Origin of the sequence: Hyunsoonleella rubra, from assembly GCF_042684665.1 — a bacterium.
GTDB lineage: Bacteria > Bacteroidota > Bacteroidia > Flavobacteriales > Flavobacteriaceae > Jejuia > Jejuia rubra.
This window is the reverse complement of sequence record NZ_JBHULY010000002.1, coordinates 39,887-63,244: the sequence shown is the minus strand read 5'-3', so window position 1 is coordinate 63,244 and position 23,358 is coordinate 39,887. Positions and strand designations below refer to the sequence as shown.

General features: G+C 35.1%; 28 protein-coding genes and 1 tRNA gene. 18 read left to right on the top strand and 11 right to left on the bottom strand.

The features are described from left to right. Positions 1 to 80: 80 nt before the first annotated feature. The 5 genes from ACFSR8_RS00470 to ACFSR8_RS00450 all read right to left on the bottom strand — a co-directional run bounded on the left by ACFSR8_RS00470 (position 81) and on the right by ACFSR8_RS00450 (position 5,174). Complete coding sequence (locus ACFSR8_RS00470; RefSeq protein WP_380287929.1) at positions 81 to 824, bottom strand: phytoene desaturase family protein; 744 nt, start codon at positions 822 to 824, stop codon at positions 81 to 83. A gap of 74 nt (positions 825 to 898) precedes the next feature. Then, positions 899 to 1,297, bottom strand: coding sequence for a hypothetical protein (locus ACFSR8_RS00465; protein ID WP_380287928.1), 399 nt, complete (start codon positions 1,295 to 1,297; stop codon positions 899 to 901). A gap of 5 nt (positions 1,298 to 1,302) precedes the next feature. Continuing rightward, positions 1,303 to 2,151 carry a universal stress protein gene (locus ACFSR8_RS00460; protein WP_380287926.1) on the bottom strand — a complete coding sequence of 283 codons (849 nt, stop codon included), beginning with the start codon at positions 2,149 to 2,151 and terminating at the stop codon, positions 1,303 to 1,305. A gap of 84 nt (positions 2,152 to 2,235) precedes the next feature. Continuing rightward, complete coding sequence (locus ACFSR8_RS00455; protein ID WP_380287925.1) at positions 2,236 to 3,297, bottom strand: response regulator; 1,062 nt, start codon at positions 3,295 to 3,297, stop codon at positions 2,236 to 2,238. Further along, positions 3,294 to 5,174, bottom strand: coding sequence for a PAS domain-containing sensor histidine kinase (locus ACFSR8_RS00450; protein ID WP_380287923.1), 1,881 nt, complete (start codon positions 5,172 to 5,174; stop codon positions 3,294 to 3,296). Before ACFSR8_RS00450 ends, ACFSR8_RS00455 begins: the two co-directional genes overlap by 4 nt. Positions 5,175 to 5,279: 105 nt before the next feature. Between ACFSR8_RS00450 and ACFSR8_RS00445 the strand changes: the two genes are divergently transcribed. The 13 genes from ACFSR8_RS00445 to ACFSR8_RS00385 all read left to right on the top strand — a co-directional run bounded on the left by ACFSR8_RS00445 (position 5,280) and on the right by ACFSR8_RS00385 (position 15,446). Then, positions 5,280 to 5,687 (top strand): hypothetical protein, encoded by a 408-nt coding sequence (locus ACFSR8_RS00445; protein WP_380287921.1) that lies wholly within the window; start codon positions 5,280 to 5,282, stop codon positions 5,685 to 5,687. Positions 5,688 to 5,695: 8 nt separating this feature from the next. Next, entirely contained in the window at positions 5,696 to 5,995 is a 300-nt protein-coding gene (trxA, locus tag ACFSR8_RS00440; RefSeq protein ID WP_380287919.1) for a thioredoxin, read from the top strand. Then, positions 5,992 to 6,690: a purine-nucleoside phosphorylase gene (deoD, locus tag ACFSR8_RS00435; RefSeq protein ID WP_380287917.1), complete on the top strand. Its 699-nt coding sequence runs from the start codon at positions 5,992 to 5,994 to the stop codon at positions 6,688 to 6,690. The genes trxA and deoD overlap by 4 nt, the downstream gene beginning before the upstream one ends. Before the next feature lie 89 nt (positions 6,691 to 6,779). Beyond that, a complete protein-coding gene (locus ACFSR8_RS00430) occupies positions 6,780 to 7,784 on the top strand; it encodes an efflux RND transporter periplasmic adaptor subunit (protein WP_380287915.1) in 1,005 nt (334 codons plus the stop codon). Continuing rightward, complete coding sequence (locus tag ACFSR8_RS00425; RefSeq protein ID WP_380287913.1) at positions 7,784 to 9,046, top strand: ABC transporter permease; 1,263 nt, start codon at positions 7,784 to 7,786, stop codon at positions 9,044 to 9,046. Before ACFSR8_RS00430 ends, ACFSR8_RS00425 begins: the two co-directional genes overlap by 1 nt. A gap of 1 nt (position 9,047) precedes the next feature. Further along, positions 9,048 to 9,722: an ABC transporter ATP-binding protein gene (locus ACFSR8_RS00420; RefSeq protein ID WP_380287911.1), complete on the top strand. Its 675-nt coding sequence runs from the start codon at positions 9,048 to 9,050 to the stop codon at positions 9,720 to 9,722. A gap of 344 nt (positions 9,723 to 10,066) precedes the next feature. Further along, a complete protein-coding gene (locus ACFSR8_RS00415; RefSeq protein ID WP_380287909.1) occupies positions 10,067 to 10,957 on the top strand; it encodes a DnaJ C-terminal domain-containing protein in 891 nt (296 codons plus the stop codon). 2 nt (positions 10,958 to 10,959) lie between these two features. After that, positions 10,960 to 11,256, top strand: a complete 297-nt coding sequence (locus ACFSR8_RS00410; RefSeq protein WP_380287907.1) for a chaperone modulator CbpM — start codon at positions 10,960 to 10,962, stop codon at positions 11,254 to 11,256. An 86-nt stretch (positions 11,257 to 11,342) separates the two neighbouring features. Next, on the top strand, positions 11,343 to 12,101 hold the full coding sequence (locus ACFSR8_RS00405) for a GNAT family N-acetyltransferase (RefSeq protein WP_380287905.1): 759 nt from the start codon (positions 11,343 to 11,345) through the stop codon (positions 12,099 to 12,101). 121 nt (positions 12,102 to 12,222) lie between these two features. Further along, positions 12,223 to 12,720 (top strand): nicotinate-nucleotide adenylyltransferase, encoded by a 498-nt coding sequence (locus ACFSR8_RS00400; RefSeq protein WP_380287903.1) that lies wholly within the window; start codon positions 12,223 to 12,225, stop codon positions 12,718 to 12,720. Between the two features lie 150 nt (positions 12,721 to 12,870). Then, positions 12,871 to 13,323 (top strand): pyridoxamine 5'-phosphate oxidase family protein, encoded by a 453-nt coding sequence (locus ACFSR8_RS00395; RefSeq protein WP_380287901.1) that lies wholly within the window; start codon positions 12,871 to 12,873, stop codon positions 13,321 to 13,323. Between the two features lie 16 nt (positions 13,324 to 13,339). Next, complete coding sequence (locus tag ACFSR8_RS00390; protein ID WP_380287899.1) at positions 13,340 to 14,440, top strand: DUF6920 family protein; 1,101 nt, start codon at positions 13,340 to 13,342, stop codon at positions 14,438 to 14,440. 106 nt (positions 14,441 to 14,546) lie between these two features. Beyond that, positions 14,547 to 15,446, top strand: coding sequence for a universal stress protein (locus ACFSR8_RS00385; protein ID WP_380287897.1), 900 nt, complete (start codon positions 14,547 to 14,549; stop codon positions 15,444 to 15,446). A gap of 114 nt (positions 15,447 to 15,560) precedes the next feature. Here the strand turns inward: ACFSR8_RS00385 and ACFSR8_RS00380 are convergent, their stop codons facing one another. From ACFSR8_RS00380 to ACFSR8_RS00365, 4 genes are all read right to left on the bottom strand, one after another. Further along, the gene (locus ACFSR8_RS00380; RefSeq protein ID WP_380287895.1) at positions 15,561 to 15,767 is read right to left on the bottom strand and encodes a dodecin family protein; all 207 of its coding nucleotides are present in this window, start codon (positions 15,765 to 15,767) and stop codon (positions 15,561 to 15,563) included. Positions 15,768 to 15,855: 88 nt separating this feature from the next. Then, positions 15,856 to 16,851, bottom strand: coding sequence for an MlaD family protein (locus ACFSR8_RS00375; protein ID WP_380287893.1), 996 nt, complete (start codon positions 16,849 to 16,851; stop codon positions 15,856 to 15,858). A 16-nt stretch (positions 16,852 to 16,867) separates the two neighbouring features. Beyond that, positions 16,868 to 17,590: an ABC transporter ATP-binding protein gene (locus ACFSR8_RS00370; protein WP_380287972.1), complete on the bottom strand. Its 723-nt coding sequence runs from the start codon at positions 17,588 to 17,590 to the stop codon at positions 16,868 to 16,870. Between the two features lie 60 nt (positions 17,591 to 17,650). Further along, complete coding sequence (locus ACFSR8_RS00365; RefSeq protein ID WP_380287891.1) at positions 17,651 to 18,421, bottom strand: MlaE family ABC transporter permease; 771 nt, start codon at positions 18,419 to 18,421, stop codon at positions 17,651 to 17,653. A gap of 132 nt (positions 18,422 to 18,553) precedes the next feature. Between ACFSR8_RS00365 and ACFSR8_RS00360 the strand changes: the two genes are divergently transcribed. The 5 genes from ACFSR8_RS00360 (at position 18,554) to ACFSR8_RS00340 (ending at position 21,571) form a co-directional block, all read left to right on the top strand. After that, complete coding sequence (locus tag ACFSR8_RS00360) at positions 18,554 to 19,333, top strand: patatin-like phospholipase family protein (protein WP_380287889.1); 780 nt, start codon at positions 18,554 to 18,556, stop codon at positions 19,331 to 19,333. Positions 19,334 to 19,393: 60 nt separating this feature from the next. Then, positions 19,394 to 19,663: a heavy-metal-associated domain-containing protein gene (locus tag ACFSR8_RS00355; protein ID WP_380287887.1), complete on the top strand. Its 270-nt coding sequence runs from the start codon at positions 19,394 to 19,396 to the stop codon at positions 19,661 to 19,663. 9 nt (positions 19,664 to 19,672) lie between these two features. Beyond that, entirely contained in the window at positions 19,673 to 20,608 is a 936-nt protein-coding gene (locus ACFSR8_RS00350) for a L,D-transpeptidase (protein ID WP_380287885.1), read from the top strand. Positions 20,609 to 20,693: 85 nt separating this feature from the next. Continuing rightward, entirely contained in the window at positions 20,694 to 21,185 is a 492-nt protein-coding gene (locus ACFSR8_RS00345) for a hypothetical protein (RefSeq protein WP_380287883.1), read from the top strand. Between the two features lie 11 nt (positions 21,186 to 21,196). Next, entirely contained in the window at positions 21,197 to 21,571 is a 375-nt protein-coding gene (locus ACFSR8_RS00340) for a GerW family sporulation protein (RefSeq protein WP_380287881.1), read from the top strand. Between the two features lie 448 nt (positions 21,572 to 22,019). Here ACFSR8_RS00340 and ACFSR8_RS00335 read toward each other — a convergent pair. Both ACFSR8_RS00335 and ACFSR8_RS00330 read right to left on the bottom strand, forming a co-directional pair. Continuing rightward, positions 22,020 to 22,093: transfer RNA gene (locus ACFSR8_RS00335), tRNA-Arg, on the bottom strand. A 76-nt stretch (positions 22,094 to 22,169) separates the two neighbouring features. Continuing rightward, the gene (locus ACFSR8_RS00330) at positions 22,170 to 23,258 is read right to left on the bottom strand and encodes a M42 family metallopeptidase (RefSeq protein ID WP_380287879.1); all 1,089 of its coding nucleotides are present in this window, start codon (positions 23,256 to 23,258) and stop codon (positions 22,170 to 22,172) included. Between the last annotated feature and the right edge of the window lie 100 nt (positions 23,259 to 23,358).

Genomic DNA, 23,358 nt, shown 5'->3' with positions numbered 1-23,358 from the left:
CAGTCGCCGATACTGAGTTTTTCTTAAAGCAATCGCGGAACGTTACTCCGGTAACTTTATTTTTCTTAGTTAAGATTTTCTCAGCTTTTTTTTCCTAATAATACACTGCCCCCATTCTTTTCAATATAACTTGCGAGATAACTTGAAAGCTGTTGCGAACCTCCTTTAATAAAGAACCCACCATTTTCAATAAAACCCGAAAATGGCATGCCAAAGTAAAACATCGATAAGGTGTAAGGGTCATCACCCCAATATACTATGTGCGCAACCATATCGAGTTTAGCATTTTCATTGGTGATGTACTTGTCCAACCAAGACCCAACCGTATGCTTTGATGCCTCTACAATGTTGGGGTAAAGTAATGGCATCAGTGGATAAATCAACTTACGTTTCAACGGTGAACGAGGCAATTTTGTTGTTTCCTCTCTTATGCCGGCAATCAATTTAAAAAACCGTTTGATGCCTTTTTCATCTTCTGGATATTTGTCTATAAGAGCTTTGGTGGCTGTTTCATAACCATGAGGCAATACAAAATTCTCTTTTTCTGAAACCACTGCATAAAATTCTGGTACCCGCTGAAATTCAACGTGTTTGTCCACCTCCAACATTTTGAAAAGGTTTTTTATGGTGCCGTTTTCCGTCAGGCCACTCATTTCATGAAGCCCTACCTCTATTATAAAATCTCCTCTTTTAAAGGTTGTTGCACAACCTCCCGGTTTGTGATGCTGTTCTAATAAAAGGACTTTCTTTCCAAATTTTGAGAGTGTAGCCCCTGCGGTTAATCCAGCCAAACCGCCTCCAATAATGACAGTATTATATCTCATCTTGACTTATAATTATGTAATGTATTGCACATTGTCAATTTACATCCATACGTCTTAATGGGAAATGATATCAATCAGTTTGAAAAATTATATGGTACTATTCCATATACTATATTTAGCAGGAATAGCCCCGTAAGAAGTAATAAGGTGTAGATAAGCTGTACCAACTTTATGTTGACGATTTTTAATACGGCTACAGTGCGTTTTGGGAAAACAAACAAGGATAGCCCTAAAAACAAAGAGGCCCACCCAATTAGCGTGATAAGGAGCTTCCAGTTTGCTTCCCAGATATTATGAAACGAAATATTAAGCAACCCAATTATTATGGCCATAAATGATGCCAAAATCAAAAATTTCTCGTCATGTAAATCGTTAAAGATTTGCTTGATACGTTTGGGGTTAAAGGTTAATACTATAAAGAAAATGATGAGATACCATCCCCAAAACTTTGCTAAAAAAATTGAACTATCCATAACAACTACGGTTTTTCGTGTAATACTAAAAATGGCACTTCTATATGATAACTTATTTCCTCCACCTTTGAATGAAACAAAATCTGCTGAAAATAATTAAGGTTTTTTGCAACCATGCATATCATATTTATATTTCTGCTCTCTACAAAACATTGTACGGCATCCTCTACCTTTTTATTGGTTAAATAATGAAAACTATGGGGTATTGAATTGAAATAATAATCCAGCAATTCCTTGTTTTCATATTGATCGGTGTTTAAATCTGTTTTATTTTTTCTTATATGGAGAATCCTTAATGTGGCTTGGCACTTTTCTAAAATTTCCCTGAGCGTATCCAATATTTGGATATCGTAGGTTAATGAAAAATCAGTGGGAAATGCAATTTCTTTTAGGTTACGGAATTCGGCCCTTTCTGGAATCGCGAAAGTGGTGCATTTTACTTTGGTTATTACATCGCCCGTATTACTGCCGACAATAATTTTTTTTAGGCCAGATGCTCCTTTTGTACCTATAACGATGCAATCTATTTTCTTTTCTTCGACACATTCTCTAATAGATTTGATGAAAAAATTATAGCCTGTGAGCGTATAAAACTTATGGGCTTTGTTCTCCGGAAATCTTTGTGAAATTTTTTGTCGAATTTTATGCAATTTCTGCCTTGCAGGTTCAACATAAACATTCTCTATCGAGTTCTGACTTTCAATGTACTCAGCCTCGTTTGTAACAATATCGCTAGGCTTGTTAACGTGTAGCAGGTAAAAGTTGCACGCTTCTTTTTCAAAGAAGTTAACAGCATATTTAATGGCATTCCATGAATTTTCTGAAAAATCGGTAGGAAGTAATATATTTTTCATCTAACAGCATTTTACTTCTTCTAATGTATTGCGTTACTGTTTTAGACGAAATGATATTGGTCATTTTGAGCAGAATAGTTCCAACTAATTTACATTTTTTAATTTTTCAATGTCAATCACTTTAATGTTTCTGCCATCAGCTTTTATAATATCCTCTTTTTTAAATATTGTTAGGGTCCTAATAAGTGTTTCTGAAGCTATACCCGCAACACTTGCTAAATCGCTTCGGGAAATTTTTATAGGATCGTCAGGTTTACGATTCATTTTCTCGGCAAATTTTAAAATTGTTGAGGCCGTTTTTTTATGTACTGAACTATATGCCATTTGTAATAGTTCTTCCTTTACCGAATATAAATCATCGGTCAGCAACTCAATAAGCGCTATGGCCACTTTGTGGTTATGGTCTAGTAGGTTTTTAAACTTTACAATTGAAACTCCAACCAGTTTAGTGTTAGCAATAGCCCTTGCCGTTTCTTTATGGGGTATGTTTTGGGTGAAGGAGTTGTATCCAAACAAGTCATCTTCTTTGTGCAAAGAGGTTACGAGTTCTTTCCCCAACTCATTCATTTTATAACACTTTACAGCGCCTTCGACTATTAAATAAATGTAATTGGAGTGGTCGCCTTCGCGATAAATAATATCTTCATTTTTAAAGGTAAATTCCTCGCCATTATCATCAAAATAGTTCTTTAAATCATTAAGTGTCTTTATTTCGTCTTCCTCGTTAATACTTTGAATTACTTCTCCTTTTTTACTGTTTTTTAAATCGTTTAAAATGGCCATTTTGGCCAAACGGCTTTCAATGGCACTTACAAGATCTCCTTCAGAAAAGGGTTTTGTTATATAATCGTCTGCACCTAAATTCATGCCTTTTCTAACATCCTGATGTTCTGTTTTGGCAGATAAAAAAATAAAAGGAATATGCTTGGTGATTTTACTTTTGGAAAGCTTTTCCAATGCGCCGTAGCCATCAAGTTCGGGCATCATAATATCGCAAATAATGATATCTGGACGCAGTTTTTTAGCTAAGGCCACACCTGTTTTTCCGTTTGAAGCTTTTAAAACCTTATAACCTGATAGCTCTAAAAGTTCTGCGGTGTTATCCCTTAGGACAATATCGTCCTCAATGAGTAAAACTGTTTTCATTGTTGAGCCGTATTAGGAAATGTTATTATAAAGGTGGAACCTACATTTTCTTCACTTTTAAAACAGATAGTCCCGCCTAGATTTTCTAAATGGCTTTTGGCTATATTTAAACCAATGCCCGTACCTTGGGTATTGAGCACATTTTCTGCTCTAAAATATCGCTCAAAAATACTTTTCTGGTCTTTTTCAGGAATGCCAACACCCTCGTCTTTTACGATAACGGTAGTAAACTTATCGTCTTGCTTTATATGTAAATCTATCACGGTGTCCTCCGGAGAATACTTAAGGGCGTTGTGCAATAAATTTGAAAATACGACTTGAATGATTTTTTCGTCTTGGTACAATGACAAATCATCAATATCTTCAGGATACTTTATTTTTTGTCCTTCCTTTAAAAGCATATTGGCATTATATACCACCTCATTAACCACTTTATTTAGTTTAAAATGGCTGAACTTATAATTCACTTTTCCTGATTCTAATTTTTCAACTGATAAAAAGTCGTTTAGAATATTATTTAAAAAATGAACTTTATCCATTATCGTTTTTATGTGCTTATCGCGTTTGTCTTGATGCTCTGCTAATTGGTATTTGCTCAATAATTGGCTAGATGTTAAAATACCGCTTAAAGGCGTTTTGAACTCATGGGAGACTAAGGATAAAAATTTTGTTTTTAATTCGTTGAGTTCTTTTTCTTTACTCAGGGCAATCTTAAGTTGTTGGGTTCTTTCTGCAACGGTGTTTTCCAATCTTGTGGTATAATTTTTTCGTTCTGTAATATCCAAAATAATGGCTACAAAAACATTGTTTTCATTCAAATTAGATAATTGCAAATGCACTTCCACAGGGTATTTTGTGCCGTCTTTTCGTATATGAACAGTTTCAAATTCAACCTTTTCAACATTCTTTTTTAATAAAACATCAATGGTTTTTTTAAACGCAACCTTTTGCAAATCTGGTTTTATATCTAGGGGCGTCATCTCTTTTAATTCCTCAAGGCTATAGCCAATATTCTTTTGTGCGCCATAGTTTGCATTTACAAATTTTAGTGTTTTGGCATCAAACACATATATTTCGTTTAAAGATTCGTTAAAAATAGTAGCTAGATGATGGTGTTCCTCTTCCGCTTTTTTTCGCCGTGTTACATCATTTTGTATGCCGATAAAATTTGTAACTGTACCGTTAGAGTCGGTAATCGGAAACATGTATAGGTCGTTCCAAAACATGGTGCCATCTTTCTTGTAGTTGCGCAATGTTGCTTGACAGCTCTCCCCATTTTTAATGGCGTTTCTTAGTCTTTTTAGCGGTTCTTGGGCTCTGTCTTTGCCTTGTAAAAACCGACAGTTATGATTGAGTATTTCCTTATCGGAATAGCCTGTAAGTTCTTGAAACGCGGTATTAAAATAGATGACGGGGTTGTCATATTTTAAGGCATCCGCAATAATAATTCCATTTCTTGCAGATTGTAGTGCCCTGGTACGAAGCATTAAGTCCTTTTCAATCGCCTTTTTCTTTGAAACATCCTTAATCAAAGCCATAACATAGGTTTTGTTGTAAATGGAAAAGGGATTTAACTCCACCTCAACAGGGAAAATGGTGCCGTCTTTTTTCAAACCATAAATATCAACTGCTCCTCCTATTTTTCGGCGTTTGCCTCTTTTTACAAATTTTTCAAAATAGGCCGAAAGGCTCTCGTAGTAACTTGATGGGATAAGCAGGTTTAAACCCCTATCCATTAGCTCCGCTTTTGTATATTCAAAAATACACTCGGCAGAGGCATTAACTTCCATTATCTTTTGATGATTATCAACTATAATCACACCTTCAGAAACATTTTCTAGAAGAATATTGAATATTTCTTGGTCCTGTTTAAACATAGATAATATGTTTTTGAAGCGTGTATAAAAGTACGAAAAATTAGTCATAAATAAGACTGATTTATATCATATATGTTAAACCAATAAGTATGTAACTTTATTAAAATGAAAACTAAAAAGAAATTAACGCTTAAGTTTTACCAAAACCTTGGTAAATTGTTTTACGCCATAGCTGCTGCGGATAAGCAAGTGCGCGATACCGAATGGGATAAATTAAAAACCATGGTAAAAGAGCGGTGGTTGGATGTTGATATTATTGAAGATGATTACAATACCGAAGCCGCCTACCAAATTGAAATTGTTTTTGATTGGTTAAATAATGAAGAAAAATTAAATGCCAAGGCCTGTTATGATGCGTTTATAAATTATAAAAATGAACAACCGCATTTATTTACCAAAGCCATTAAAAAGCTTATTATGAAAACTGCTAGCGCCATAGCACATGCCTTTGCTGGCCTAAACAAATCTGAATTGATTATGCTCGCAAAACTTAATATAGAGTTAAAAAAATAGATGCCTATATGAAGAATAATTTTAATACTATAATAACTTCCGACCAGCCTGTATTGGTCGATTTTTATGCTGATTGGTGCGGCCCATGTAAAATGTTGGCACCCATTTTAAAAGAAGTAAAAAAGGAGCTGAAAGATACCGTAAAAATCATAAAAATTGATGTTGACAAAAACCAACCTTTAGCGGCAAAATATCAAGTTAGAGGTGTGCCTACCATGATACTTTTTAAAAACGGCAAACAAGTTTGGCGGCAATCTGGAGTCCTTCAGAAAAATGATATTATTAACATTATAAACTCCAAACAATGAGTACCCATATAGAAGCTAAACAAGGAGACATTGCCGAAACCGTTTTGTTACCTGGAGATCCCATGCGTGCCAAATGGATAGCTGAGTCTTTTTTTGAAAACTATGAATGTTTTAACGATGTGAGGGGCATGCTTGGTTTTACTGGATTTTACAAGGGTAAACGGGTTTCTGTACAAGGCACGGGAATGGGCATACCCTCTGCTCTTATATATTGCCATGAGCTTATAAACGAGTATGGTGTTAAAAACCTAATTCGTGTCGGCTCTACCGGCTCCTACCAAAAAAACATAAACATACGTGATATCGTCATTGCCATGGCCGCATCATCAACTTCTGGCATCAATAATTCCCGGTTTATCAATGCAGATTATTCGCCGACAGCAAATTTTGAATTGTTTATGAAAGCGGCTTTATATGCCAGAGAACACAACATTCCGATTAAAGCCGGAAATGTATTGTCAGCCGATGAATTTTATGAAGATGATGTTGAGTCCTATAAAAAATGGGCTGAATTTGGGGTGCTATGTGTTGAAATGGAAACAGCTGGACTTTATACCATTGCAGCCAAATTCAATGTTCGCGCATTGTCTATTTTAACCGTGTCAGATTCTTTGGTAACCAAAGAAAAAACAACTGCCGAAGAGCGCGAAAGCAGTTTTAGTACCATGATAGAAATTGCTTTGAACACACTATAACAACCTTTTTGATTATGAAGCTAATTTATTTTTTTACATGTTTTTTTATGCTGTGTTCTTGTTCTGGAGAAAAAGGTAAAATACTTCCTTTGGAAAGAAATCTTACCGAATCTGTATATTCTTCGGTTACCATTCAACCAGATAGTTTATACCAAGTTTACGCCATTGTTGCAGGGATTTTAGATGAAAATTTGGTAGAGGAAGACGACCTTGTTAAAAAGGATGAAAGACTAATTCATATCTTAAATAATGCCCCAAAGTTAAATGCACGTAATGCGAAGTTGGCCTTAGATTTAGCCAAAGAAAACTATAATGGAAGCGCCGCGATTCTAGATGGAATTAAGGATGAAATAGTCGCTGCTACCTTAAAATATAAAAATGATTCTATTAATTATTTCAGGCAGAAAAATCTTTGGGAACAACAAATAGGGTCTAAAGTTCAATATGATACGAAGCAATTAAATTATCAGCTTTCCTCAAACAGTTTACGTCTCCTGAAAAGTAAATACAACCGGACAAAAAACGAACTAGAAACTAATGTGAAACAGGCTAAAAACAACTATGAAACAGCATTGATCGCATCCAAGGATTTTGTGGTAAAGAGTAAAATAAACGGTAAAGTTTATGCGCTTTATAAAGAACCGGGGGAAATCGTAAATACTATGGAGCCTTTGGCATCCATTGGAAGCGCATCCAAATTTGTAATTGACATGTTAGTTGATGAGGTAGATATTGTTCGGATTTCGAAACAGCAGGATGTCATTATAACTTTGGATGCCTATAACGGCAATACTTTTAAAGGTAATGTTTCAAAAATATACCCTAAAAAAGATGAGCGCAACCAAACCTTTAAGGTAGAAGCCCTTTTTGAAAATCCGCCAAAAGTTTTATATCCAGGACTTTCAGGAGAAGCTAACATCATTATAGCAAAAAAGGAAAAGGTGCTCACCATCCCAAAGTCCTATTTAATTGATGATAATAAAGTAAAAACAGATGATGGGTTAGTGCAAGTTGAAACGGGCTTGCAAAACTTGGAATACATTGAAGTCGTATCTGGGATAACCAAAGACACTTACCTTTACAATCCAGAATAATGACAAGCTGGAAAGTCATATTAAACATTGCAAAAACGCATTTGCTCACTAAGATTAAGCAAACAGCAACCGCGGCCTTAGGGGTTACTTTTGGCATTGGGGCATACATTACTTTGGTGTGTTTTATGACTGGTTTAAATGGTATGCTGGACGATTTAATTCTCAACCAAACGCCACATGTCCATATTTACAATGAGATTGAGCCTTCAAAAAAACAGCCAATTTCTTTATATAACGATGTAAAAGAAACCTTTAATGTGGTACATTCCATCAAGCCAAAACTGAGTCAGAAAAAAATTCATAATGCGTTGCCCATTATCAAATATTTGGAAGAAAGCGAGGATGTTCGTGGCGCACTTCCTCAGGTAAAAACCCAAATATTTTACATTGCAGGTTCAATTGAATTGGGAGGAAACCTAACAGGTATCAACCCCATTGATGAAGCACGCTTATTCAATATGGGCGATTATATTGTTGAAGGTTCTGCCGAAGCCTTACATAATACCGATAATGGCATTTTGCTGGGTATTGGTATTGCAAAAAAAATGTCTTTAAAAGTAGGCGACCGTGTGCAAGTGAGCCCTATTAACGGGGGCATTTTTCCATTAAAAATAGTTGGTTTCTATCAAAGCGGTATTGCAGATTTAGACGCTATTCAAAGCTTCACAAACCTAAAAACGGTACAGCGTATTTTAGGTGAAGCTAAAAATTATATTACAGATATTAATGTGAAGTTATATGATATTGAACGAGCCATGCCGTTATCAAAAACAATAGAACAACAATTTAAATTAAAGGCAATCGATATTAAAACAGCCAATGCCCAATTTGAAACGGGAACAACCATAAGAAACCTTATAACCTATGCGGTTTCCATAACGCTTCTTATCGTTGCCGGATTTGGCATTTACAACATTTTAAACATGCTGATTTATGAAAAAATGAACGACATAGCCATTTTAAAAGCTACAGGGTTTTCTGGTAAAGACGTACAACTGATTTTTATGAGTCAAGCGATGATTATTGGTTTTGTGGGCGGTGTTTTAGGTCTCCTTATTGGGTTGGGTTTGGCAAACTTAATTAGTACGATTCCGTTTCAAACCGAAGCGTTGCCAACGGTAGAAACCTATCCGGTAAATATAAATCCGTTGTTTTTTGTTATAGGATTTTCTTTTGCAATGCTTTCAACTTTTTTGGCAGGGTATCTTCCATCAAAAAAAGCAAAGAAAATAGACCCGGTAAGAATCATTAGAGGCCAATAACATGAGCGCAGTATTAGAAGCAAAACATATCAACAAATACTTTAAGAAACCTGTATTGTTTCATGTTTTAAAGGACATCAATTTTCAAGTCAACAAAGGTGAGTTTGCATCTATCATGGGGAAATCGGGTTGCGGAAAATCGACCTTGCTCTATATCCTCTCAACGATGGACACAGATTATGAAGGCGAGCTTTTTTTGAACAATCAATTAATTACAGGACAAAGTAGAGACCACCTTTCTTATATCCGAAATAAACATATTGGTTTTGTGTTTCAGTTTCACTATTTGCTCTCTGAGTTTTCGGTATTGGAAAATGTGATGCTTCCGGCAAAAAAGCTTGCCGAAAAATCACATCAGGAAATTGAGCATAATGCCATTGAAAAATTAAAAATGCTAAACATAGAGCACTTAGCTAAAAAGCGCGCATCAAGAGTTTCAGGTGGTGAAAAACAGCGTATTGCCATTGCCCGCGCATTAATAAACAACCCGTCAATTATTATGGGAGACGAACCTACCGGAAACCTAGATAGTTACAATGCTGAAAACGTTTTCAATATCTTTAAACAGCTAAGCGACGAGCAAGGGTTGTCACTTTTAGTGGTAACTCACGATGAAGATTTTGCCAAAAAAACAGATAGAATTATACAAATGGGCGATGGTAGAATTCTTGTTTGATTTAAAATTACTCTTATACCTATTCGCCTAAATACAAAATAGCCCCTATTCTTCATTTTAGAGCATTTTTTTTAGACTGATATTCATCATTTCAAGCAAGCATTTTTAAAATTAATTTTAACCATCAATCTTGAAACCATACGGATGGATAATTTTAGAAGCAGGCTAAATGAGACTACATTCAAAAGATTAATCGGGAAGGACTTTATCTGTCAACAGAAAACTGGAAAAGCGATTTAGAATTTTATTTGTTTGAAATGAAGTTTTTAGAATGATTAAGGATGTGATTGGAAAACGCAAATCCAAGCAGGTTTAGATGTTTAATTAATAGTGTAAAAGTTAAGATGGCATTTATAGATTACTACAAAATATTAGGTGTTCCTAAAACGGCCACCGAGGCCGACATAAAAAAGGCCTACAGGAAATTGGCGCGCAAATACCATCCAGACTTAAACCCCAATGATAAAGTAGCCGAAAAGAAATTCAAAGAAATTAATGAGGCTAATGAAGTTTTAAGTAATCCTGAAAACCGTAAAAAATACGACCAATATGGCGAGCATTGGCAACACGCTGAAGAATATGAAAAAGCAAAACAACAACAACAACAGCAATATCAAGGCAGTTATCAAGGTGGAACAGGAGGATATTCTGAGGAAGATTTTTCAGATTTCTTTTCAAACATGTTCGGCGGTGCATCTTCGCGCGGTCGTGGAAGGCAAGTAAAATTTAGGGGGCAGGATTTTAATGCGGAGCTACAACTTAATTTAAAAGATGTCTATACCACCCATAAACACACCTTAATGGTCAATAATAAAAACATCAGAATTACTATTCCGGCAGGTGTAGAAAATGGTCAAATTATCAAAATAAAAGGCCATGGTGGCAAAGGTGTCAATGATGGGCCGAATGGCGATTTGTACATTCAGTTTTCAATCGTTAACCATTCAAAATTCAGGAGAGATAAAAACAATCTTCATGTTACTGTAGAGTTGGATCTGTACAAAGCCTTACTCGGCGGAACGCTAATGGTCGATACCTTCAACGGAAAAGTAAAATTGAACATAAAACCAGAAACCCAAAATGGTACTAAGGTAAAACTTAAGGGCAAAGGCTTTCCTAAATACAAGAAGGAAGGGGAATTTGGAGATTTATACATCACCTATCAAATAAAAATACCCACAAAACTATCTGATAGGGAAAAAACATTAATAAAAGAGTTACAAAAACTACGTTGATAATGGATTCACAAGATTTAATACCTGTACAATTACTTTGTAAACGCTATAATGTCCCCGTTTCCTTTATAAATACGTTGCAAGAATTTCAGCTTATAGAAATCATCATTGAAAAAAACGATTTTTATATCCGCACGACCCAAATAAAAGACGTTGAAAAAATGATGCGCCTACATTACGATCTGGACATCAATTTAGAAGGCATTGATGCCATTTCTAACCTGTTAAAACAGGTGGAATCATTAAAACAAGAAATAACGAACCTGCATAACAGACTTCGTTTTTATGAGGATTTATAGTTGACAACCATAAAAGATTGGGTTACTGAAAGCCCAACACTTTACAGCTAAAAATAATGAATGTGATACAGAAATAATTCAATAACATGATACCAGCAAAAATTATAGAAGTTACACCTAATAATGTAGAAAAAGAAACCTTGTTTTGTATTAAGGACATGAAAAAGCCTGAGGCAAAGAGTAAGCAAAAATGGTTTGAAAAACGTTATAAGGAAGGCCTTAAGCTTAAAATTCTAAAAGATGCAAATGATAAGATGCTAGGTTTTATAGAATACATTCCGGCCTCGAATGCTTGGAGACCCGTTGAGGCAGATAATTTTATGTTCATCCATTGCATGTACATTTATGCTAAAAAGCATAGAAATTTAGGACTCGGGGCAATGATGCTTAAAGAAGCAGAGAACGATGCTATGTCCAAACACATGGATGGCCTATGCGTTATGACCAGTAAAGGGTCATGGATGGCGGACAAACGTCTTTTTGAAAAACATGGTTTTAATCAGGTTGATGCGCGGGGGCGTTTTGAACTGATGTCCAAAAAATGGAACGCACAAGCACCTGACCCATCACTAATTGACTGGACAACTAAGCAACAAAACTATATGGGATGGCACTTGCTTTATGCAGATCAATGTCCTTGGCATGAAAAATCCGTAGAAGCCTTACTGAATGTAGCTATGGATCATGGCATTGATTTAAAAATTACTAAAATAAACACGGCACAAGAAGCAAAAAACGCCCCTTCAGGATACGGGGGATTCAATCTTTTATACAATGGGAAACTACTTGAAGACCATTACATAAGCAACACCCGTTTTAGAAATATCATTAGAAAAGTACTTTAAATATTGTAAAGAAAAAACACTCAAAACACATTTAAATTAAGTTCTATAACTGATGGGCATCATTGCCTACACAACTTTATGTTTATAGCTTTATTCCATATTAACTCAAAACGTTGTAATCATGAAAAAATTAATGCTTAGTTTATTTGTACTGGGATTAACTACCCAAATTTATGCCCAAAACCCCGAAGCCTTTCCAGCAGTTTATATTGTTCACAACTATAAATATTTAAGTGAAGTAAATTCTGAGGAAGTAGCTGTGCCCGTAGAAGAGCTTCACATAAAAGTTAGTGATTTTGATGTAAAAGAATTGGATATCTATACTGATGAATATGACTTTTACGAAGTTAATTTTATTATTCCTGAGGGAAAAATATTGGCTTCCTATGATAAGGATAGCAACTTACTTAGAACAATAGAACGCTACAAAAATATCAATTTACCTGCATCGGTTTTAAAATCCATTTCAAAAAGATTCCCCAATTGGGCCATATCAAAAAATGCGTATGTAGTTAATTATCACAGTTCGGGCAACTTAAAAAAACTTTATAAGCTCACCCTAGAAAATGGGGATAAACGGATTAAAGTTAAAGTTAATGAGTTTGGGGATTTTCAGTAAAAACTGATTTTAAAAGTCGAAATATGTATTTATCACACATGTAAACTTTGGTCGGTTGAATTTACCCGGTTTAATCACCTACAGACAAAGCATTTCCGATGGGCTGGTTTGGGAATGCATTGGTTAAAACAAATTTTAATAATCATAAAGATGAAAGATTTAAAAAAATACGAAGCCATTCACCTTTTAAATAATAATTACATAGGTTATCTTTCCTTTATATGGGAAAACGAACCTTACGTTCTGCCTATTACTTATTATTACGATGAGGATAAAGAGTGCATTTTAAGCTATTCGACCGAAGGCCATAAAATTCAGGCTATGCGGGTTAACAATTCTGTTTCAATCAATGTTGTTCAATTAAAAACGGTAAACAATTGGCAATCTGTATTAGTACATGGCAAGTTTGAGGAACTAAATGGTGCGTACGCCAAACAGCAACTGCACAAGTTTGCAAGCGGTGTAAAAAAAATAATATTTAAAAAAGAGAATAAATACCCTGATCTAATAAGCGATTTTTCCAGCAAGGCAATATCCGGAAAACTGCCAATTGTTTATCGAATAACAATATCTCGAATAACAGGAAAACGCAGGGATTTCTAGATTAACTGTAACTCACATGAGGTTAGCTTTTGGAATCTTACTATTCATTCATGGCGCAATTCATTTAATTGGTTTTGTAACAGCTTTTTATTCAACCAAAACACCGATGCAAGTTTTGGGCATTTCAAAATCCATCGGAACACTTTGGCTTATAACTTTTATATTGTTTATGGCCGTTGCCCCACTATTCTTAACCAACAAAAAGTGGTTCCCCTTAGCCTTTATAGCTGTTGGCATTTCACAAATCCTGATTATAATGGCTTGGAATGATGCAAAATTTGGCACTATAGCAAACATCATAATTCTGCTAGTTAGTATCTCTGCTTGCGGGAGTCACAAGTTCAATAAAATGGTTAAAGAGGAATCGGCTACACTAATCAATAATGTAGTGCCTGATAATTCTTCTGAAATTTTAGAAAAGGATATACTGCATTTACCAAAAGTCATCCAAAAATGGATGAGAAATTCAGGGGTGATAGGTCAAACCAATATAACTACGGTAAGATTAAAACAAAAGGGGCAATTAAAACTTAAACCTGGTGGTAAGTGGATGCCTTTTACTGCTGTACAATATTTTAACTGCGATAATCCAGCTTTTATTTGGATAGCAAAAATTGACAACAATTCAATAATTTACACGCTCGGCAGGGATAAATTCAAAAACGGAAAAGCAGAAATGCTTATCAAATTCTTAGGCAGTATCCCCGTAGTAAGTGAAGCCCAAAACCCCAAGATTGATTCTGGCGCCATGCAACGCTTTTTAAGCGAAATGTGTTGGTTCCCATCAATAGCCCTAAGAAGCTTCATATCATGGGAAGCTATAGACAATACTTCGGCTAAAGCCATTTTAACTGTAGAAGACAAAAGTGTTTCAGGAATTTTTACATTTAATGCTAATGGCGATTTGGTCTCTTTTGAAACCGATCGTTTTTATGGAGGAGCACCGGAATCAAAAAAAGAAAAATGGCTTGTAAACATTTTAGATTACAAAACTTTTGACAACTACAAAATCCCAAACAAATGTAGTGTTGTATGGCAACTTAAAGCGGGGGATTATAATTGGCTAAATCTTGAAATTATTGACATTGATTACAATGTATCAGCCCCTTACAAATAGAGATGTTAGGAATAATTAATCATTCACTTAAAAGTGATATCCTGATAAATATCATTTCAAAAAAGGAGCTTGTGGACTAATTTTATTAAGTTAAAAATTAGCCATTATGAAAACCATATTATACGCCACAGATTGCACTAATAATGATGCTCCCTCTTTGAAGTATGCTTATCGATTTAGCAGTATTTTAAAAGCAGATTTACATGTTTTGCATGTATATAGTTTTCCTCCTATAGCGTTTTCCACCATACAGCCATTAAACCTGCTTAAAAAGAAAATGCATAAAGAACGAATAGAACTTGTTGACAAGTATTGCAGAACACATCTTAATAATGAATTCCGCCAAAAGCCCATTACCACTCATGTAGTTGAAAACGATTCTGTTTCTGAAAGTATTTTGCGCCTTTCTAAAGTATTAACTCCAGATTTAATTATCATCGGCATGAAAGATAGGCATAGTAAAAGAGGCTACTTTTCTGGCAACATTGCTGATACCTTATTGGATACGGTTGAAACGCCATTGCTAATTGTGCCAAATAGCTTGATTTATGATACTATTTCTACAATAGTGTACGCCACTGATTTTGAGCAAGAAGATATTGAATCCATTCAAAAACTTATAGAAATTGCTCGCCCGTTTGAGGCGCTTATAGAAATTGTTCATGTTTATGAATCGGACAAATATGCGACTTTAGAACGTATGGAGCGCTTCCAAAACACACTTTTAAAACAGGTTTCGTATCCAGAAATAACGTTTAGAAATATTGCTTCTGAGAACATTAAATCTGGATTATTAAGTGTTTTGAACAACGAAAAAGCCAGTTTGCTGGCCATGTTAGAAAGAAAGCACGAGTGGAGTTTTTCTAATATTTTTCACAAAGATTTGGTGAAGGATATGGAAATGTCGTTAAAAATACCTCTATTGGCCTACAATAAAAACAGCACAAAACTTCAAAACGCGAATGCTCCATACAACATAGATAACGAAATGTTAAGTTCTGGATAATGAACCCTAAAATAATTAAGGCTGTTTAAAAGAAGTTATTAAACAGCCTTAATATGTTCTGTTTAGACAATCGTATTCAAATAACAATAGCTCGAATTCTAAGATTCAGAATAATTAAACGCTAACGATACCAAAGCATACTTTAGCGGTTACACGATACTCCGAAATTGCATTGTTGTTTACGGTGACCTGCATATCCTGAACATACACAGATTTAATATCCTTTATAGTTTTTGAAGCCTCATCGATAACGTTTTTAATGGCGTCTTCAAAACTAACGGGAGAATTTCCCAAAATTTCTACAACTTTTAGTACAGACATAATATTTATTTTTTACAATTAATTATAGCGTTAATCTAGACGTAATAAATTGATTGTGAAATGATATTAATCATTATGAACAAAATTATCATTGTTGTTTTTTAGTTTCTGGCACCTCACTTTTTTTCTGTTTCTCCAATTTTTTAAAATAACGTCGTGTTAAAAAATTATGTTTAAAGGCCTCCATATTTTGGTCGAATTTTTCGGCACCTTCATTTATGCTTTTTATGGTTTCTTCAAGGGTTTTCACAAATTCTTTATCGTTTGACAAATAGTTTAAAGCACCATTTCCGTCTTTTATGTTCAGTAACGTTTCATTTAAGTTTGAAATGACCGTTTTTATCTTGTTACTACTTTCATCAAGATTGTAAATGATACGTTTTACTTTTTGGGCTTCAATGGAATCATTTAGCAGTACACCGGCAACACTTTCATTTAAATCAACAGATTTAATGATGTCATTAAGACCTCTTATGGTTTTGTGTGCCTCATGGCTTGTTAGCTTCAAATTATAAATAGTTTGTTCGAAGTTTTTAGCTGTAACAGAATCATTTATCAGCATGCCCAATGTGCCCTCTCCATCAGTTATGTTATTCACAATGTCCAACAGTTTGGCGGTTAGTAAAGCTGCATTTTCGTTGGTAACGTTTAAGGTATTTAGCATGTCGTCCGTTCCAATTTTTGAATAAGATTTAATAATGTCGCCCTGGGAAATAGTTGGTGTATTGCCGTTTCCCGGTGTAATATTTACAATCATATTTCCAACCAAACCATCAGTTCCAATAGTTGCAATGGCATTTTTTTTAATGTGTTTTGCCATTTTTTCATCAATAGCCATAGAAACATTTATGGTGGAGTCGTTTATCATGGATATGGTTTTTACCGTTCCTACATTAATCCCAGAATACCTTACGTTATTGCCCTGTAACAGTCCATTAACGTTGTTGAAGTTTGCGCTTATAGTAAATGTTTTTGCAAACATATTTTTACGTTCACCAATGAGGTAAATAGCTGCAATAAATAGAAGTAGCCCAATAATAACAAAGACGCCTAATTTTAAAGTTTGGTTGCCGGTTTTTTTCATGATTACAAAATTTTAATTATTTAAAAAACGCCATTACCTTTTCATCTTTTGACGCTCTTAACTCTTCAAATGTGCCTTCAGCATAATTAGTACCATCAATTAATAAAATCATGCGCTCAGATATTACACGGGCGCAATCAACATCATGGGTGATGATAAGTGATGAGGTTTTATATTGCTTTTGTATGTTGCGCATAAGTTCAATAATTTCTTTTGATGTTATCGGATCCAGCCCGCTTGTGGGCTCATCATATAGAATAATTTTTGGTTTCAGTATCAATGTTCTTGCTAAGGCCACCCGACGTTTCATACCACCAGAAAGTTCGGCAGGCATTAAATCGATGGCGCTAACCAATCCAACGCTCTCAAGGGCTTCTTCCACTAGCCGTGTTGTGTCATTTATATTGCCAAATTTATGTTTGTGCCTTCTTAGTGGAAATTCTAAATTTTCCCTTACAGTCATGGAATCATATAAAGCACTTCCCTGAAAAAGGAAACCAATTTCTGTACGTAATTCATCTAGCTCAATACGGTTAAGGTCTGAAAGGTTTTGGCCCATAATGGTAATACTTCCAGAGTCGGGTTCCATCAAACCCACCAAGCACTTTATCATCACCGATTTTCCAGAGCCTGATTTACCCATAATTACAAGATTTTCGCCTTCAAAAAGTTCCAAATTAAAACCGTTCAAAACATGGTTGTTACCAAAACTTTTGCGCAAATCTTTTATGTCTAGCATCAATCTTTTTGATGTTGGATTTTTAAACTTGTTCTGTATGTGTTTTGTTTGATTCATCTTTTAAATTTCAAAAAATATATCGGTTACAAAAACAGCAATAAAGTCAATAACAAAAAGCAACATCGAAGAAAAAACCACAGCAGAATTTGCGGCTAAACCCACACCAACGGTCCCTTTTTGGCAGAAATAGCCTTTAAAACACCCCACAAGCCCAATGGCAAATCCAAAGAAATACGTTTTAATCGTAGCTGGAATGACATCTCCAAATTCCAAGGAATTAAATACTTTATTGAAATATAACAGAAAGGAGACATCACCTTTGGTATTTTCGATTAAATAAGAGCCGTAAAGTGCAATGGTATCTCCCAGAATAACTAGTATGGGGAGCATCAATGTTGAGGCTAAAACGCGTGTAACAACCAAATACTTAAATGGATTTGTACCCGAAACTTCCATAGCATCAATTTGTTCTGTAACACGCATAGAGCCCAACTCTGCGCCTATACCAGAAGCAATACGCCCTGCAAAGGTTAGTGCAATAATCACTGGCCCAATTTCTCTAATAATAGATATGCTAACCATGGATGGCATCCAAGACTCTGCTCCAAATTCTTCTAGTGTTGGTCTGGTCTGTAGAGTGATGACGAGCCCTATAATGAACCCTGTGACCCCAACCAGTAAAAGCGACTTATTCCCTATATTATAGCATTGCCTTAAAAGCTCTTTAAACTCAAAAGGTTTAGTAAACAGTTCCTTAAAAAATCGACGAGCAAAATAGGTGAGTTCACCAATTTCTATAAAGAATGACTTTATTTTAAGCAATCCTATCATAAAGCAGTAGTCTGATTTTTAAAGTTATACCATTGCCTATAGGTATGAAATGATTAAAATCACTTTGCCACTTGATATATATCATTGCAAAATCCGTGACTTACAGTTATTTTCAGTGTTATTTACAAACAGATGAATTTAGGATTGGTTTTATCCGGAGGTGGTATGCGTGGAGTTGCGCACATTGGAGCTATTAAAGCATTAGAAGAATACAACCTTTACCCTACGCATATAGCCGGAACCAGTGTAGGAGGCATTGTTGGCGCCCTTTATGCTTATGGTTATGGTTGGAGGGATATTTTGAACTTTTTTAAAAGCGTTCAAATATGGGATATTAAAAAATATGCACTTAACAAACCTGGTTTTATTGATACCGAAAAGTTTTATCCATATTTTAAAAACTACATTAAAAAAGATGATTTTTCTTTTCTTAAAAAGGAGTTCAGAGTGACAGCAACCAATATTTTAAATGGAAACTTAGAAGTCTTCGATAAAGGGCCGTTGATTACTCCCATTTTAGCTTCCTCAGCATTTCCGGGGATATTTGCTCCCGTAGCATTCAATGGTTCGTATTACATTGACGGTGGAGCGCTTAATAACTTCCCCGTAGATCTGCTAAAATACAAATGCGATAACATTATAGGCATTAATGTTAATACTGTGGCTCCTGTAAGTATCAAACACTTAAAACATTCGTATAATGTTGTAGAGCGGGCCTTTAAGTTAAAATCGATGAAAGAAGATGAAAAAAAATTAAGGGATTGTGATTTAGCCATAGCTCCAACAGACTTGTGCAAGTTTGGAACTTTTGACAAAAAACGTATCGATGAAATTTTTAAGATAGGCTATGATGCTACCATTGAGGCAATTTCCTGTCATAATATACCTGCTATATTAATTTCTCAAAACTGAGGTAGATCATTTCTCCTCAATGCCTTCAGTACTAACTTTAATTATCAAAAATGAATTAAGATGAAAACCACGTTGTACATACAAAATTTAAAGTGTGCTGGTTGCGAATTTTCTATAATAGATAAGCTTGCTGAACTCAAAAATATTTACAAAATAACCATCAAACTTCAGTATGCCACAGTAACCTTTGAGCATAAAACTAAAAATGATATCGATATAGTAAAAAAAGCACTTTCCAAAATGGGCTACCCTCCTTTTGGAGCAAAAAATACTTTGGCAAAAAAAGCCAAATCTTTTGTGAGTTGCGCCTCAGGAAGAATCAAAAAATAAAAGTATAAAATGGCAATCGGTAATATGAAGTCTAAAGTATTTCCCTCAATCTTTTTGACAATCATTTTACTGGTTGCCATTGATTTTTGCTGTCCTAAAGATGACGATTACCTTAATACTTCATTATATACCAAGGCAATTCCCTCAACTCAAAATCAACAAAACATTATAATCAAAACCCCAATTACAATTGAAAACTATTTTCAATTTATAGATTCGATTGTAAAAAAACACGACACCTTAGTACCTTACAAATTAAGCGAACACCTCCTGGTAAGAGCCAATTCGTGGATTATCGATACACTTAAAAACACAGATTATTATTTGATGATGCAACGGGATTCTTTTGTCTATAATCAAAAAGAAATGATTGTATTGCCAACAGGCGCACAACTTATTTTGCCCGATTCAATATTGGCTCAAAAACTACTTCAGTCTTTTCAAAAGACACATATAGATATCAACATTCCAGAGTTTAAACTTCGCATATATGAAGACACTTTGAAGCTCCACGAATTTCCAATTCGGGTAGGGCGCAATGAGCGTAAATATCTTAAAATGGCCGACGGCGTTGTTGATTTAAAAACTAGAACTGGTACAGGACATATTGTAAAACATGTTCGCAATCCTGATTATTACAATCCTGTAAATGGGCATAAATATTTTTTGACGAAACGGGATGATGGAAAAGTGACGAAACTACCGCAAATTCCATTTATAGAAACAGAGATAAACGGTGTTAGAAATGGGCAATTAATTCATCCTACAACTAACCCCATTACCTTAAACAAGGCCTATTCCAATGGCTGTATAGGTACTAAAGAAAGTGACGTATGGGTTATTTATTATTACGCTCCAATAGGCACAAAAATCAAGGTCAGATACGATTTAACTGTGGTTGATTCGCTTCATCAAAAATTAATACTTGAGGATATTTATAATTAAAAACATAGGAGAAAAATAGCGTTCATAGTGATGTATATCATTGTTGCAATGCTTAATGTTGACTACTTTAAAACAAAATTAAATCATGGCGTTTTTTGTTGGGTTGGTACTATTTTTTGTCCTTGTATTGGCACTGTTATTTGCTCCAATAACCATTTGTATCAATACGAATACCAATCAGTATTATGTTAAATTTAAAGGGCTTGCCCAGGCATATTTAGAGCCAAACAAAGAGGAACTATTTAGAATACGATTAAAGATATTAATGTTCAATTTCTATTTCAATCCTTTAAAAGCAAAAAAGACCACTTACAAAAAGAAACGCGATGATTTTAAGCCCAAAAAGAAGTTTCCTTTTAGAAAGGTTTTACGAATAATAAAAACATTTAGAGTCACGTATTTTCTTTTAGATATTGATACGGATAACTGTGTTTTAAATGCCAAATTATATCCTTTGTTTGCGCTTTTGAATTATAAACGAGGATACTGGCATATTAATTTCCAAGGACGAAACCAATTGGTGTTGGTGGTTAAAAACAGGCCAATGCATATTATTAAATCATTTATTAACTTTTAAATTACTATATCATGGATTTACATTTTGAAGAATTATTAGGTCAGATTACTGACTTTATAAAGGCAGAAGCCAAAACAGATACGGTTGTTGGCGAACAGTTTGAACTTGGACAATTTAAGTGCGTCCCGGTAATTAAAGTAGGCATGGGTTTTGGTTCCGGAGGCGGTGAAGGTTCGGAAATCAAAACTAAAGGCACTAAGGGTCAAGGCGCAGGAGCCGGAGCTGGCGTAGGCATAGAGCCTATAGGCTTTTTAGTTACCAAAGAAGATCAAATATCTTTTATAGAAGCTGGAAAATCACACGGACTGGCGGCCGCTTTTGAAAAAGTACCGTCAATGATTGAAAAAATAGTTGAAATGAAAACCAAAGAAAAGGTAGCATCTTAAAACAATTCGTGTACTTTAAATAGGCTGTCTAAAGAGACTACTTTTGGACGGCCTATTTGATAATCTTAATTAATCCGGATAAAGTTCATTTGGGTTCTCTATATTCCTGCTCCAACAATCAAGATTATAAATAGTAGTATCTGCAATATTGGTCAATAGTTCTAAAGCATCATGTGATTCAGCTACCCATTTTAAAAGAAATTGGCCTTATAAGCATAGTCTCTATAGGTACATGGGCTAACTTCTTTTTCTTTTAATTGTAAGGCAAATTCAAAAGTGGCTTTTATAGACTAGAGATTACTTGAAAAGTTTAATGCCTGTAAGTTTCTTTTGCTTTTGACAAATAATCATTATCTTAGGATATAGATAAATGATGGTCACAAATTGGTCACAAATTAAAACAAAAAACCCTAACACATTGTTTTAAAACGCATTAGGATTTGCATTGTGATCGCGACAGGATTCGAACCTGTGACCGTCTGCTTAGAAGGCAGATGCTCTATCCAGCTGAGCTACGCGACCATTAAAGCGGTGCAAATATAAAACATCCTAATAATAAAACAAGATAATTGTTTCTTAATTTAGGGTGGAAACTCAGCTATTCAAAATAGCTAAAAGTCGCTCCGTCTTTTATCTTTAAAAGCGATTCGTAAATCAATCGGATCACGTTTTCAACATCGTCCTTATGCACCATTTCCACGGTGGTATGCATATAGCGCAACGGCAATGATATCAGTGCGGAAGCCACTCCCCCGTTACTGTATGCAAAAGCATCCGTATCGGTTCCAGTGGCCCTGGACAATGCGGAACGCTGAAACGGAATATCCTTTTCTTCAGCGGTATCAATGATTAAATCCCGTAATTTTTGCTGTACAGCAGGTGCATAGGCCACCACTGGTCCCTTCCCTATTTCCATGTGGCCTTCCTTTTTCTTTTCAATCATAGGTGTGGTGGTATCATGGGTAACATCCGTAACAATGGCCACATTTGGTTGAATGGTTTCGGTAATCATTTGCGCACCCCGTAATCCTATTTCCTCTTGAACTGCATTAGTAACATATAAGCCAAAAGGTAATTCCTTCTTATTTTCTTTCAACAGACGTGCTACCTCAGCTATCATAAATCCGCCCATACGGTTGTCCAACGCGCGACACACAAACTTGTCCTCATTCAAAATATGGAATTCATCCGGGTAGGTAATCACACACCCCACGTGGACGCCTAATTTTTCAACTTCCTCCTTATTGGCGCATCCGCAGTCTATAAAGATATTATCCAGCTTTGGCGGTTCTTCTTTTGCTTTATTTCGGGTATGAATCGCCGGCCATCCAAAAACACCTTTTACAATGCCTTTTTTCGTATGGATATTTACCACTTTACTTGGTGCAATCTGGTGATCGCTACCGCCATTTCTAATTACGTAAATCAACCCGTTATCGCTAATATAGTTGACATACCAAGAAATTTCATCGGAGTGCCCTTCAATCACCACCTTATATTTTGCCTTCGGATTAATTACCCCAACGGCAGTGCCGTACGTGTCCGTAATAAACTTGTCCACATAAGGTTTCAGGTAGTCCATCCACAGTTTTTGGCCTTCCCATTCATATCCTGTCGGAGCGGCGTTGTTTAAATATTTTTCTAAAAATTCGAGTGATTTCTTGTTGAAAATAGACTTCTTCGTCATCTGTAAAAAATTTGCACTAAAATAATAATATAAATGCAAAATGGATGTTTAACAGAATGTAAATTCTTAATTTTGGAACTGTTTTTGCTCCAAAGGAATC